The organism is Microbacterium sp. YJN-G, from assembly GCF_015040615.1.
In the GTDB taxonomy this organism is placed as follows: Bacteria; Actinomycetota; Actinomycetes; order Actinomycetales; family Microbacteriaceae; genus Microbacterium.
Window position 1 is genome coordinate 1896546 of the sequence record NZ_CP060402.1, and the last position, 13258, is coordinate 1909803.

Sequence of the window (13258 nt, forward strand, 5' to 3'; positions counted from 1 at the left end):
TACCGGCGGCCACCGACGGACTCACCGCGCAGCTGCCGGTGTGCGGTCCGACCAGACCAGCAGCTTCCGGTCCTGCATCCCGAGCAGGATGAGTCCGCGCAGGTCGGTGCGCAGCACGCGCGACCCGGCCGCCTCCAGCATGCTGAGCGCCTCCTCCCTGGGGTGCCCGTAGTCGTTGTCCTCCCCCACCCCGATCAGCGCGACCGGGGCGCGCACGGCGTCGTACAGGGCCGGCTCCTGGTCGCGGCTGCCGTGGTGGGCGACCTTGACGACCGCGTACCCGCCGCGCACCCGTCCGGAGGCGAGCAGGCGCCGCTGCGGCGCCGCGGACAGATCGCCCAGCAGCAGGGTGCGCGGGATGCCGCCCCCGGCGATCTCGAGCACGACGCTGGCGTCGTTGCCGGCCGGGAAGACCACCGAGTCGGGTTCGGGCCAGAGCACCGCCCACTGCGCCTCGCCCAGCGTGCCGCGCATCCCGGTGTGCGCCTGGACGAGGCGTGCCCCGGCATCTGCCAGCCGGGCGAGGATGCGGCGGTCCGCCTCCTCCTCCGCCGGCCCGTGCAGCACCGTTCCCACTCGGCCCCGCACGGCGGACCAGCCGCCGACGTGATCGAGGTCGAAGTGCGTCAGCACGAGCAGGTCGACTCGGCCTGTCGCGGTCTGCGCCAGGCACTCGGCCAGCGCGTCCGGATCCGGTCCCGCGTCGACCAGCGCGGTGCGGCCGGCCGATCTCAGCAGCACTGCATCCCCCTGGCCCACATCGCATGCGGCGACCGACCAGCGCTCGGGGACGGTCAGGGGTGCGAGCGGCCCGCTGAGCAGCATCCGCCCGCCCGTGACGGCCAGCGCGATGACGATCACCGCCGCCGAGGCGGACCGCAGCCACGCGTTCTGCGGGCGCGCCAGCACCACCGTCACCGCGATGCTGAGGATGCCGACGACGAGGGCGGTGACGGGGCCGGCGACCACCTCGATCGTCGCCCCGGGCAGGGATGCCGTCACCGTCGCGGTCGTGTCGATCCAGGCGGCCGGCAGCCAGGCCGCGGCGGCGAGCAGGTCTGCGGCCGGTGGCACGGGAGCGGCCAGGCAGGCGAGCAGCCCGATCACCGTCGCGACGGGCGCCGCCGGGGCGGCGACGAGGTTCGCGACGACCCCGACGACGGACTGCTGGTCGGAGAACAGCGCGATGATCGGGCCGCACACGACCTGCGCCGCCAGGGGCACCGACAGCGCGAGCGCGAGCGGCTGCGGCATCCACCGTCCGAGACCGCGCAGCAGCGGACGCGACAGCACCAGCAGGGCGGCCGTCGCGGCCGCCGACAGCGTGAATCCCGGGGATGCCGCGAACCAGGGATCCGAGATCAGCAGTCCGCACACCGCCAGCGACAGCATGGCAAGGCCCGCGCTCGGCCGCCCGATCAGCACGCTCAGCATCGCCAACGACGCCATCACCGAGGCGCGCACCACGCTCGGCTCGGGCGTGACCAGCACAACGAACGCGGCCAGGGCCAGCAGAGACAGGATCACCCGCAGCCGGCGTCCTCCGCCCGCGAGAGCGACGAGGCCGAACACCGCAGCGACCACGATCATGCAGTTCGCGCCGGACACCGCGGTGAGGTGGCTGAGCCCCGACGCCAGCATCGCCTGGTTCAGCTCGTCGGAGACGGCACGCGTGTCGCCCACGGCGAGGCCGGGCAGCAGGCCGGCGCCGGGTTCGGGCAGCTTCGTCGCGCGGGCGACGAAGTCGGCCCTGGTCGCGGCGGCGATCGCGAACACACCCTCCGCGGGCCGCTCGACCTGCGCCCTGGTGCCGAAGATCACGAGCCCGGCGCGCTCGGCTGGGCCGGTCGCCTTCGCCTGACCCGCGACCCGCAGCCGCGCCCCGAGATCCACCCCGGCGATCGGTTCGATGCCGACGCGCACGGGCGCCGAGAGCGGATCGAGTGCACCCGGAGCGCCGATCGCGACGGTCTGCGCGTCGAACCAGAGTCTGCCGTCGGCTCCGGAGGATGCCGATGAGCTGACCACGACGACGGCCTCCACGGCCCGCCCGTCGGATGCCGCGAGCAGCGCGCGCTGCGGCTGCGCCGCAGCCACCGTCACCCCCACGGCGGCGCAGCTCAGCAGCACGAGGACGGCCAGTCCGCCACCGGTTCTCCCCGGCATCCACCGGATCAGGATGGCGAGCACGGCAGCCGCGGATGCTCCGGCGAGCGGGACGGCGACGACGGGCAGCGCGATGCACACCAGCGCCGCAGCCCACAGGATGCCGGCCAGCAGGCTCGTGCGCAGATCCTTCACACCCGCACCTTCTCGCGCACGCCGGCGAGCAGCTTCTCGCCGATCCCCGGCACCGCCATCAGGTCGTCGACCGACCGGAACCGGCCGTTCTCCTCCCGCCACTCCAGGATCCGCTGCGCCAGCGCGGGACCGATCCGCGGCAGGGTCTCCAGATCCTCCTGGGTCGCCGCATTCAGGTCGATCACACCGTCGGGGCCGACAGCCGAGGGCCCGCCGCCCTCGGGCGACGACGCCTCCCCCTGCACGGGGACGATGATCTGCTCGCCGTCGCTGAGCGCACGGGCGAGGTTCACGGCCCGCAGATCGGCGGTGTCGAGCGTGCCGCCCGCAGCGGCCAGAGCATCGACCAGGCGCGCGTCGGGCTCGAGGATGTACAGCCCGGGATGGGCGACCTCGCCGAGCACGTGCACGTACAGTCCCTCGGCGCCCTGCGGACCCGTGACCTCCGTCGCCGGCGCGTCGAGCGCGACACTGTCCATCGGGGTCGCCTGCCCGCGCAGGATCCCCCAGCCGACTGCGGCCGACAGCACGATCAGGCCCAGGGTGACCGCTGCGCCGATGCCGAGCTTCAGGCGCGGACGCGCTGCGGCATCCTGACCTGGCGAATCCGAAGCGGGCACTCCGCCACGCTAGGCATCCGGCGCACCGTGCGGACCGTCGCACCCCGGCGGATGTGGAGAACTCCCGCACGCCGGACGGATGTGCAGGAGCACTTCGACAGGCTCAGTGACCCAGGCCTCCGGCGGCGTCAGCCCCCGAGTGACCCAGGCCTGCGGCGGCGTCAGCCCTTGACGGCGAAGTTCACGATCTTCGGCGCCCGGACGATCACGCGGATGATCTCCTTGCCCTCCAGGGCACGTTGCACGCGCTCGTCGGAGCGTGCCAAGGCCTCCAGCTCGGCCTCGGAGATCTTCGCGGGCACCTCGAGGGTGGCGCGCACCTTGCCGCCGATCTGCACGGCGGTGGTCACGGTGTCCTCCACCAGCAGCGCGGGATCGGCCGGCTGCCACTGCACCAGTCCGACCGACGGCTCGTGGCCCAGCAGCTCCCACATCTCCTCCGCGGTGTGCGGGGCGATCAGGTCGAGCATGACCGCGACGGTCTCGGTCGCCTCGCGGACTGCCGGGTCGCCGGCGCCCGCGCCGGAGTCGATGGTCTTGCGGATGGCGTTGACGAGCTCCATCAGACGCGCGACGAGCACGTTGAACTTCGTCTGCTCGACCAGGCCGGGCGCCTCGGCGAGCAGGTGGTGGGTGGCGCGGCGCAGCACGGCATCCCCGCCGTCGAAGCCGATGCCCGCCTCGCTGGTGACCTCACCGGCGATGCGCATCGCACGGGAGAGGAACTTCTGCGCGCCGGTGGTCGACACGTCGGCCCAGTCCTTGTCATCCTCAACCGGGCCGGCGAAGGCCAGGCCCACGCGCAGCGCGTCGGCGCCGTGCGCGTCGAGCTCCTCCTGGAAGAGCACGAGGTTGCCCTTGGACTTCGACATCTTCGCGCCGTCGAGGATCACCATGCCCTGGTTGATCAGGCTCGAGAACGGCTCGGTGAAGTCGACCAGGCCCATGTCGAACAGCACCTTGGTGATGAACCGCGCGTACAGCAGGTGCAGGATCGCGTGCTCGACGCCGCCGATGTACGAGTCGATCGGCGCCCAGCGCTTGGCCTCGTCCTCGTCGAAGGCGAACTCCGAGCTGTTCGGCGAGAGGAAGCGCAGGTAGTACCAGGAGCTGTCTACGAACGTGTCCATGGTGTCGGGGTCGCGCAGCGCCGGCTCACCGGTGGAGGGGACGACCGTGCGCACCCACGACTCGGCCGCGCCCAGCGGCGAGGTGCCCTTGGGCGAGAGGTCGAGACCCTCGATACTCGGCAGCGTGACCGGCAGCTGCTCCTCGGCGACGGGCACGATGCCGCCGTCCTCGGTGTGCAGCATCGGGATGGGCGTGCCCCAGAAGCGCTGGCGCGAGATCAGCCAGTCGCGCAGGCGGTAGTTCTTGGCAGCGCGGCCCAGGCCGTCCTTCTCGAGCTTCTCGATCTGGCGGGCGATGGCGTTGCGCTTGGACAGCCCGTCCAGGTCGCCGGAGTTGATCATCCGGCCCTCGCCGGTCAGCGCGATGCCGGTCCTGGCCGGATGCTGGTCATCCAGCGTCTCGGTGACGATGGGCACGCCGTCCTCGTCGGTGGGGATCACCGGCACCGCACCGGTCAGCGGCGCGGTCGTGTCGACGACGACCTTGACGGGCAGGTCGAAGGCGCGGGCGAAGTCGAGGTCGCGCTGGTCGTGGGCTGGCACCGCCATGACGGCGCCGTGACCGTAGTCGGCAAGCACGTAGTCGGCGGCCCAGATCGGCAGGCGCTCGCCGTTGACCGGGTTGATCGCGTAGCGCTCCAGGAACACACCGGTCTTCGGGCGGTCGGTGGACTGCCGCTCGATGTCGGTCTCCTTCTGCGTCTTCTCCAGGTACTCCTGGAAGCGCATCCGCACCTCGTCCGGCGCATCCGCAGCCAGCTCGGCTGCGAGGTCGGCGTCGGGGGCGACGACGAAGAAGGTCGCACCGTGCAGGGTGTCGGGGCGGGTGGAGAACACCGTGACCGGCTCGTCGCGGCCCTCGATGCGGAAGTCGACGTCGGCGCCGATGGAGCGGCCGATCCAGTTGCGCTGCATCTGCAGCACCTTGTGCGGCCAGAAGCCTTCGAGCTGGTTCAGGTCATCCAGCAGGCGGTCGGCGTACTCGGTGATCCGGAAGTACCACTGGGTGAGCTTCTTCTTGACGACCTCGGCGCCGCAGCGCTCGCAGCGGCCGTCGACGACCTGCTCGTTGGCCAGCACCGTCTGGTCGTTGGGGCACCAGTTGACCGGGCTCTTCTTGCGGTAGGCCAGGCCCCGCTCGTACATCTTCAGGAACAGCCACTGGTTCCAGCGGTAGTACTCGGGGTCGGAGGTGTGCAGCACGCGCGACCAGTCGAACGAGACGCCGTAGGCACGGAACCCGGCCTTCTGCTGCTCGATGTTCTTGTAGGTCCACTCGCGCGGGTCGGCGCCGCGGCGGATTGCGGCGTTCTCGGCGGGCAGGCCGAACGAGTCCCAGCCGATCGGGTTGAGAACGTTGTGGCCGCGGTGGCGCCAGAACCGCGCGACGATGTCGCTGTAGAGGTAGTTCTCGGCGTGCCCCATGTGCAGATCGCCCGAGGGGTACGGGAACATCGCCAGCACGTACTTGCGGGGCCGGTTGTCGTCCGCACCGCCCGCGAGGAACGTGTCGTTCTCAGCCCAGTACTGCTGCCACTTGCTCTGGATGTCGTGCGCGGACATCGCTTCCGTGGTCTCGGCGTTGGATGCTGACGAGTGCTCGGACAAGGAACGACCAATCTGAAGATGCGGGACGACCCGGAAATCGGGCCCCTCCAGGGTATCGCTAGTCGACGACGGCCGCCCACTCGGCGGGCACCGTCGCGCCCAGCGCCGCCAGCGGCGCCCGCGCCTTCGTCGCGACCTCGGCGGCCTCGGCCACGGGGCGCGAGAGCCAGGTGATCCCGCCGCCGGCCCCGACGTACGTCGCGTCGTCGTCGACCATGATCGAGCGGATGACCATGGCGAGATCCACCCGCCCGTCGAGCCCGACATGCCCGAAGCACCCGGAGTAGACGCCCCTGGGCGCCCCTTCCAAGGCGTGCAGGATGGTCATCGCGGACAGCTTGGGGGCGCCGGTCATGCTGCCTGCGGGGAACGCGGCATCCATCAGGTCGCCGGCCGTGACACCCTCGCGCAGCCGCACGCTGACCGTGCTGACCAGCTGGTGCACGGCCGGATAGGTCTCCACCTGCCACAGCCGCTCGACGCGGACGCTTCCCGGCACGCCGACGTGCGAGAGGTCGTTGCGCATGAGGTCGACGATCATGACGTTCTCGGCGCGCTCCTTGACATCCGTGCGCAGCTCCTCGGCCAACCGGGCGTCCTCGTCCGCCGAAGCCCCGCGCGGCCGGGTGCCCTTGATCGGGCTGGTCGAGGCGATGCCGCCCGCGGCGGCGAGGAACTGCTCGGGGCTCGCGCTGAGCAGATGCCGCCTGCCGACGCGGATGCAGCCGCCGTGGTGGGCGGGGGTCGCTCGTCGCAGCCGGCGGTAGACGGCCAGCGGGTCGTCGGGGCGGGGCACGGTGAACCGGGTGGTCAGGCACAGCTGGTAGGCGTCGCCGCGCTCGATGGCGGCCCGGCACTGCTCGACGAGGTCGATGTAGCCGGTGACGGTGTGCCGTGCGGCCGCGGCTCCGGCGTCCACGGCAGGGACCGGCGCCGGCAGCGGTGCGGCAGCCGCGAGCGCCGCGTCCACCTCGTCCCGCCAGCGTGAGGCGCCGGATGCTTCGGCGAGGGCATACGCCTGCCCCGCGGCGTGGTCGACGGCGATCGCGCGGGTCACGCCGATCCAGGCACCGTCCGCGACCGCGGCATGCGGTGCGCCCATGGCCGCAGCGCCCTGCTCGTAGCCGGCCCAGCCCACCCAGCCGCCGTGGAACGGCGGGCCGTCCACGGCATCCGTGGCCGTGCCGGTCAGCGTGACGGCGCGGACGGCATCCGCATCTCGCTCGATGGCACCCGTGCCCAGCAGGCTCCATCCTGCGGCGGCATCCGCACCGGCATCCAGCCAGAACGCGGCCTCCTCACCGGCGAACAGCAGCAGGAAGGCGTTCTCGGGATCGACGCGGCCGGGCAGCGGCAGCGCGACGAGCGGACGGGGGGCGGACACGTTCACAGCGTATGGCCCCGGCGCAGGCTTTACGCTCATGGGGTGAACGACTTCGTGCTCTGGGCGATCGAGATGGTGCAGTCCGTCGATCCCGTCCTGCGCACGGTGCTGGCCGGCATCGCGATCATGCTCGAGACCAGCATCCTCATCGGGCTGATCATGCCGGGCGACACGATCGTGCTGGTGGCGGCGATCGGCGTCACCTCGTGGCCGCAGGGCCTCGCGCTCGGAGCCACGGTGGTCGTCGGCGCCCTGCTGGGCGAGTCGTTCGGCTTCTGGCTGGGCCGGTGGGCGGGTCCGCACATCCGCACCTCATGGCTGGGCCGGCGCATCGGCGAACGCAACTGGGTGCGCTCGGAGCGGTACCTGCGCCGCCGCGGAGGCATCGCGATCTTCCTCTCGCGGTTCCTGCCCGTGCTGCACTCGCTGGTGCCGCTCACGGTCGGGATGAGCGGCTACGCCTACCGCCGCTTCATCGCCTGGACGCTGCCGGCCTGCGTGCTGTGGGCCGCGATCTACGTCAGCCTCGCCGCCGGCGCGGCCGGCAGCTACATGCAGCTCTCGCAGCGCGTGCACTACGCCGGCTACTTCTTCGTCGGCGGCATCCTGGTGCTGCTCATCGCGCTGGCCGTGGGGAAGAAGGTCATCGCCAAGCGCGAGGAACGCCACATGGCGGACGAGACCGACACGGAAGCGTGAAAGACTGGAGACGATGTCCCCAGCCTCAGCGGCCAAGATCCACTGGTTCGCTCGACTCGAGCACCGATTCCACGTCTGGCGCGAGCGCCGCGCCCGCCGACGGGGGCGTTCGGCGACCGTCGTCCCGTTCCCCGGCTACGGCGGCACCGGCTGGGTGCGCGTCGTCGGTCGAGCGCTCATCGTCCCCCCGCCGCTGAAGCGCTCCCGCGGTGAGGGCACCGGCGTGCGCGGCTGGCGCGCGTTCGTCAGCATCCCGGTCAGTTTCGCCGCCGTGCAGGTGCACGTCGGCGGGCGCACCCACGACGTCGTCGCCGACCGCGGCGGTGTCATCGACACGGTCATCGAGGCCGAGCTGGAGCCCGGCTGGCAGACGCTCACCATGTCCGTCGAGGGCCAGGATCCCGTGGAGGCGACCGTGTTCATCGTCGCCGACGACGTGCGCTTCGGCGTGATCTGCGACGTCGACGACACCGTCATGGTCACCGCCCTCCCCCGGCCGTTCATCGCCGCCTGGAACTCCTTCGTGCTCGACGAGCACGCCCGCACCCCTGTTCCCGGCATGGCCGTGCTGCTCGAGCAGCTGCGGCGCGAGTACCCCAGCGCGCCGATGATCTACCTGTCGACAGGGGCCTGGAACGTCGCACCCACACTGCGCCGGTTCCTCAGCCGCAATCTGTTCCCCGCCGGGGCCATGCTGCTCACCGACTGGGGCCCCACGCACGACCGCTGGTTCCGCAGCGGCCGCGAGCACAAGACCACCAACCTGCGGCGCCTGGCCCGTGAGTTCCCCGAGGTGCGCTGGCTGCTGATCGGCGATGACGGGCAGCACGACGAGGCGATCTACTCGCAGTTCCTCGACGAACATCCCGGCTCGGTGGCCGGCGTCGCGATCCGCCGCCTGCTGCCCGCCGAGGCGGTGCTGGCCGGTGGACGCGCCTCGGCCGAGCACGACCCCGCCAAGGCGCCGTGGGTCAGTGCCGAGGACGGCGCGGGCCTGCGCGACCGGCTCAGCGACGTCGGCCTGATCGACCCGCGCTGAACCGGCTGTCGACCCGCGCTGAGCTCAGCGCGAGACGGTCGTCGGCGGTACGGTCAGCGTGCCGTAGCGCTGCATGCGATGCCAGCGCAGGCGCGTGCCCGACAGGGCGGTGAACACCGACTGGATCACCACGAGGTACATGAGCTGACGGTAGACGACCTGCTGCAGCGGCAGGGTCCACAGCGGCCGCAGCCTCTCGCCGTCCATCCGGAACGCGTACACCGCCATCCCCAGCTGCAGGCCGAGGAACGCCAGCCACAGCGCGATGATCCGCAGCGGGTCCAGGAACAACAGCCCGTACACGGCGAACACGTCCACGACAGGGGCGAACAGCGGCAGCAGCACCTGCAGCACCAGCAGGTAGCCGAGGCCCCGGCGGCCGAGCTTGCCGGCCGCACCGCCCTGCACGACCGCACCGCGGTGCTTCCACATCGCTTGCAGCGTGCCGTAGCACCAGCGGTAGCGCTGCCGCCACAGCGCGCCGAGGCTGGCGGGCGCCTCGGTCCACGCCAGCGCGTCCTCCCGGTACACGACCCGCCAGCCGTCCCGGCAGATCGCCATGGTGAGATCGGTGTCCTCTGCGAGCGTGTCGTCGCTGATCCCGCCGACACGGCGCAGGGTCTCGGCGCGGAACGCGCCGATGGCTCCGGGCACGGTGGGCATGCACTCGGCGACGTCGAAGAGCCGGCGGTCGAGGTTGAACCCGACCACGTACTCGATGTGCTGCCAGGCGCCCAGCACGCCGCCGCGGTTGGCGACCTTCGTGTTGCCCGAGACCGCACCGACGGCCGGGTCGGCGAACGGCTGGATCAGGCGCGAGACGGTGTCCTCCTCGAAGACGGTGTCGCCGTCGACCATGACGATGATCTCGCCGCGGGCGGCGGCGATCCCGGTGTTCAGGGCTGAGGGCTTGCCGCCGTTCTCCTGGCGGATGACCGTGACCTGCTCGAGCGCGAGACTCTCGACGATGTCGGCCGTGCCGTCGGTGGAGCCGTCGTCGACGACGATGATCTCGACCGGCAGCCGTGAGGCCGCGATCGACCGCACCGCCGCCTCGATGCCCGCGGCCTCGTTGTGGGCGGGCACGATGACCGAGACGGTGCCGTCATGGATCCAGGTGCGACGGCGCGCGGCCTCCTTCGCCTGACGCCGGTGCCGTGAGGCGGCTGCCAGCACGAGCACGGCGCGGGCGAGCATGATGATGCCGCTGAGCACGAGGGCGATGCTGATCGCCGCGACGATGACCCGGCTGCCCCACAGGGTCGCGACCAGGGCGATGCCGCTGGCGTGCTCGGCGGTCATCCCAGTCAGGCATCCCGCGTATCCTCGTCTGGTGTCCGCCGTCATCCTCCCCCGCGCCGAATGGGCGCAGCGTGCCGCCGCGCACGAGCGACGTGCGGATGAGCTGACGGCGGCGCATCGCGAGCGGGCGGCCCGGGGTGAGAAGCATCCGGTGTGGGACTTCCTGTTCACCTACTACGCGTACAAGCCGGCGCTGCTGCGTCGCTGGCATCCCGGTGCCGGGGTCGTGCTCGAGGACGCACCGGAGCGCGCGGGGTGGCGCTGGTACTCCCGCGGCGAGCGCGCCGGAGAGGTCGTGCCCGACGCGACGCTGTTCCGCGCAGAGAAGCCGGCGCTGGCCGATCTCGTGGAGCGGATGCTGCGCCGCACGGCCTCGCGTCCGGGCCAGTTCGGCTGCTTCGGGCTGCACGAGTGGGCGATGGTGTACCGCGAGGATGAGCATCGTCATCCGGTGCCGCTGCGGCTCGGGCAGGAGGGTACGGATGCCGTCGTCGAGGCGCACGAGCTGCGCTGCACGCACTTCGATGCGTTCCGGTTCTTCACCGAAGATGCCGTCCCGCGCAACCGCCTGCAGCTCGCCCGTGACTCGCAGCCCGACCTCGAGCAGCCCGGCTGCCTGCATGCCGGGATGGATCTGTACAAGTGGGCGGTCAAGCTGGGGCCGCTCATCCCCGGTGAGCTGCTGCTGGACTGCTTCGAGCTCGCCCGTGACATCCGGCTGCTCGACATGGAGGCCGCCCCGTACGATCTGGCGGCCTGGGATGTGCAGCCGGTGCGCATCGAGACGGCCGACGGCAAGGCCGTGTACGTGCGCCGGCAGCGCGGCTTCGCCGAGCGCGGTGCCGTGCTGCGCGAGCGGATGCTGAGCGCCTGGATGCCGCACAGCGCGGCGTCGCACACCGTCTGAGGTCTGATGCCGTCTGACGCCTACGGCGTCGTCTGCTCTGCGACCTTCATGCGGAGCGTCATGACGTGCACGGCGGCGTCCTCGAGGCGTTCGGCGGGCAGGGTGCCGTCGGTGACGGCCTGCGCGATGCCCGCGGCCATGGCCGGTGCGGTCGCGGGCGTGGATCCGGCGATCATGAGCACCATGTCGCTGCCGGCGGTGACCGCCGCGACGGCGTTCGCGACGGGATCGCGGTACGCGGTGATGCCGGAGGAGCCGAGCATCCCCAGGTCGTCGGTGATCAGCACGCCGTCGAAGCCGAGGTCATCGCGGGCGATCCGGTGCCAGCGCGGTGAGAGCGAGGCGGGAGCGGCGTCGACGGCGGTGTAGGCGAGGTGGCCGAGCATGAGCAGCTCGGCTCCGGCGGCGATGCCGGCTTCGAACGGCTTCGCGTCGGTGGCACGCCACTGCTGCAGGCTCATCGGCGTGGAGGGGATGCCGTGATGCGAGTCGCCCGGGGCCGCGCCGTGACCGGGGAAGTGCTTGAGCGTCGAGAGTACGACGCCCTGCTCGCCCTGCACGGCTGCCGAGACACGGTCGGCCGCAGCGTCCGGATCGGCGCCCAGGGCACGCGAGGAGATGAACGATCCCGCATCCGCCGGCACGTCGGCCACGATGCCGAAGTTGACGTTCACGCCGGTCTGGGCGACGAGCCCGGCACGGTCGGCGAACACGTCGCGCACCCGGGCTGCGTCATCCGCCTGCAGCCGGCGTCCCCCGGGGAGGGCATCCCAGGGCAGACGGGAGACGACCCCGCCCTCCTGGTCGACCGCGATCAGCGGAGGCAGCTCGGGATCCAGGGTGAGCGCGGAGGTCACGGCGCGCACCTGGGCCGCATCGCCGCCGATGTTCGAGCCCATCAGGATGAACCCGCCCAGCGGCGCTCCCTCGGGCCCCGAGGCCATGTAGGTCTTCAGAGCGGCGGCATCCGTCGTCGGCACGTGCCCCATGACGACGCTGGCCGCCTGCTCGGCCGTGCTCATCTGCCGCACCGCGGCGACCGCCGGATCCACGGTCGGCGTGGGTGAGGGCGAAGGTGCGGGGGTCGAGGTCGCCGGGCGCGGTGCGGCGGACGGGGCGGGCGCGCAGCCGCCCGCGATCGTGACGATCAGCGCGGCGACCAGAGTTGCTCGCAGTGCTCGGCGCATTCCTGCAAGGCTACGCGACGGCGACGGGCTCCTCGCTGAGAGCGAGCTGACGCCTCACGCCCTGCGCGGCGGTGCGGCCGGCGCGGTTGGCGCCGATCGTGCTCGCCGACGGCCCGTACCCGGCCATCTGGATACGCGGGTCGGCGATGGCCGTCGTGCCTCGTCCCTCACGGTCGAGCCGGATGCCGCCCTGCGGGCTGCGCAGGTGCAGCGGGGCCAGGTGGTTGATGGCGGGACGGAAGCCGGTCGCCCAGAGGATGACGTCGACCGGTTCGAAGGTGCCGTCGGCCCAGCGCACCCCGTCGGGTTCGATGCGCTCGAACATCGGGCGGCGCGCCGCGTAGGCGCCGAGCCGCTCGGCCTCGCGCTCCTGCGGGCGCACGACGAGGCCGGTGACGCTCACGACGCTCTCGGGCGGCAGCCCCTGGGCGACGCGCTGCTCGACGAGGGCCACCGCGGCGGTGCCGGCCTCGGGGGTGAAGTCGTCGTCGCGCCACACCGGCGGACGCCGGGTCGCCCAGAGCGTCTCGGTGATCGGGGCGAGGGCGCCGAGGAACTGCACGGCGGATGCTCCGCCGCCGACGACGAGCACCCGCTTGTCGCGGAAGTGCTCGGGCCCCGGGTAGTCGACGGTGTGCAGCTGCTCACCGAGGAAGGTCTCCATGCCGGGGTAGTGCGGCAGGAACGGCGAGGTCCACGTGCCGGTGGCGTTCACCAGCGTGCGGGTGCGCCACTCCCCCGTGTCGGTGTGCACGACCAGGATGCCGTCGTCGTCGCTTACCTGCCGCACGGTCACCGGGCGGATGACGGGCAGGTCGAACCGCTGCTCGTAGTCGGCGAAGTAGCCGGGCACCACGACGTTCGCGCGGCGTGAGCTGTGCGCGGGCGGAACGTCACCGGGCAGTTCGGCGACGTTGTGCACGTCGTGCATGGTCAGGGCGTCCCAGCGGTGCTGCCACGCCCCGCCCGGGCGTTCGTTCGCGTCGAGGACGACATGATCGATGCCCAGTCGCTTCAGGTGGTACGACGCCGACAAGCCGGCCTGGCCCGCTCCGATCACGACGCTCTGCAGAATGCTCAC

Annotated in this window: 10 protein-coding genes; 3 read left to right on the plus strand and 7 right to left on the minus strand. The window is 72.0% G+C overall.

From position 1 onward, the window contains the following. Positions 1-21 precede the first annotated feature (21 nt). The 4 genes from H7694_RS09115 to H7694_RS09130 all read right to left on the minus strand — a co-directional run bounded on the left by H7694_RS09115 (position 22) and on the right by H7694_RS09130 (position 7043). Positions 22-2301 carry a ComEC/Rec2 family competence protein gene (locus H7694_RS09115; RefSeq protein ID WP_193596223.1) on the minus strand — a complete coding sequence of 760 codons (2280 nt, stop codon included), beginning with the start codon at positions 2299-2301 and terminating at the stop codon, positions 22-24. Beyond that, positions 2298-2921 (minus strand): helix-hairpin-helix domain-containing protein, encoded by a 624-nt coding sequence (locus tag H7694_RS09120; RefSeq protein WP_227468042.1) that lies wholly within the window; start codon positions 2919-2921, stop codon positions 2298-2300. Before H7694_RS09120 ends, H7694_RS09115 begins: the two co-directional genes overlap by 4 nt. Positions 2922-3082: 161 nt before the next feature. After that, complete coding sequence (leuS, locus tag H7694_RS09125) at positions 3083-5614, minus strand: leucine--tRNA ligase (protein ID WP_193599151.1); 2532 nt, start codon at positions 5612-5614, stop codon at positions 3083-3085. A 103-nt stretch (positions 5615-5717) separates the two neighbouring features. Further along, the gene (locus H7694_RS09130) at positions 5718-7043 is read right to left on the minus strand and encodes an anthranilate synthase component I family protein (protein ID WP_227468043.1); all 1326 of its coding nucleotides are present in this window, start codon (positions 7041-7043) and stop codon (positions 5718-5720) included. Between the two features lie 42 nt (positions 7044-7085). Between H7694_RS09130 and H7694_RS09135 the strand changes: the two genes are divergently transcribed. After that, positions 7086-7742, plus strand: a complete 657-nt coding sequence (locus H7694_RS09135) for a DedA family protein (protein WP_193596225.1) — start codon at positions 7086-7088, stop codon at positions 7740-7742. A gap of 13 nt (positions 7743-7755) precedes the next feature. After that, positions 7756-8781, plus strand: a complete 1026-nt coding sequence (locus H7694_RS09140; protein ID WP_193596226.1) for an App1 family protein — start codon at positions 7756-7758, stop codon at positions 8779-8781. 24 nt (positions 8782-8805) lie between these two features. Here the strand turns inward: H7694_RS09140 and H7694_RS09145 are convergent, their stop codons facing one another. After that, entirely contained in the window at positions 8806-10083 is a 1278-nt protein-coding gene (locus tag H7694_RS09145) for a glycosyltransferase (RefSeq protein ID WP_227468044.1), read from the minus strand. A 31-nt stretch (positions 10084-10114) separates the two neighbouring features. Between H7694_RS09145 and H7694_RS09150 the strand changes: the two genes are divergently transcribed. Further along, positions 10115-10990: a 3-methyladenine DNA glycosylase gene (locus H7694_RS09150; protein WP_227468045.1), complete on the plus strand. Its 876-nt coding sequence runs from the start codon at positions 10115-10117 to the stop codon at positions 10988-10990. 20 nt (positions 10991-11010) lie between these two features. Here H7694_RS09150 and H7694_RS09155 read toward each other — a convergent pair whose 3' ends face one another. Next, positions 11011-12177 (minus strand): glycoside hydrolase family 3 N-terminal domain-containing protein, encoded by a 1167-nt coding sequence (locus H7694_RS09155; protein WP_193596228.1) that lies wholly within the window; start codon positions 12175-12177, stop codon positions 11011-11013. Positions 12178-12187: 10 nt separating this feature from the next. Beyond that, a complete protein-coding gene (locus tag H7694_RS09160; RefSeq protein ID WP_193596229.1) occupies positions 12188-13258 on the minus strand; it encodes an NAD(P)-binding domain-containing protein in 1071 nt (356 codons plus the stop codon).

What these genes read in the sequence shown, in the direction of transcription:
- H7694_RS09140 (WP_193596226.1), top strand. Translation starts at nt 7,756, where the DNA reads ATGTCCCCAGCCTCAGCGGCCAAGATCCACTGGTTCGCTCGACTCGAG.
- H7694_RS09145 (WP_227468044.1), bottom strand. Translation starts at nt 10,083, where the DNA reads ATGACCGCCGAGCACGCCAGCGGCATCGCCCTGGTCGCGACCCTGTGG.
- H7694_RS09155 (WP_193596228.1), bottom strand. Translation starts at nt 12,177, where the DNA reads ATGCGCCGAGCACTGCGAGCAACTCTGGTCGCCGCGCTGATCGTCACG.
- leuS (WP_193599151.1), bottom strand. Translation starts at nt 5,614, where the DNA reads ATGTCCGCGCACGACATCCAGAGCAAGTGGCAGCAGTACTGGGCTGAG.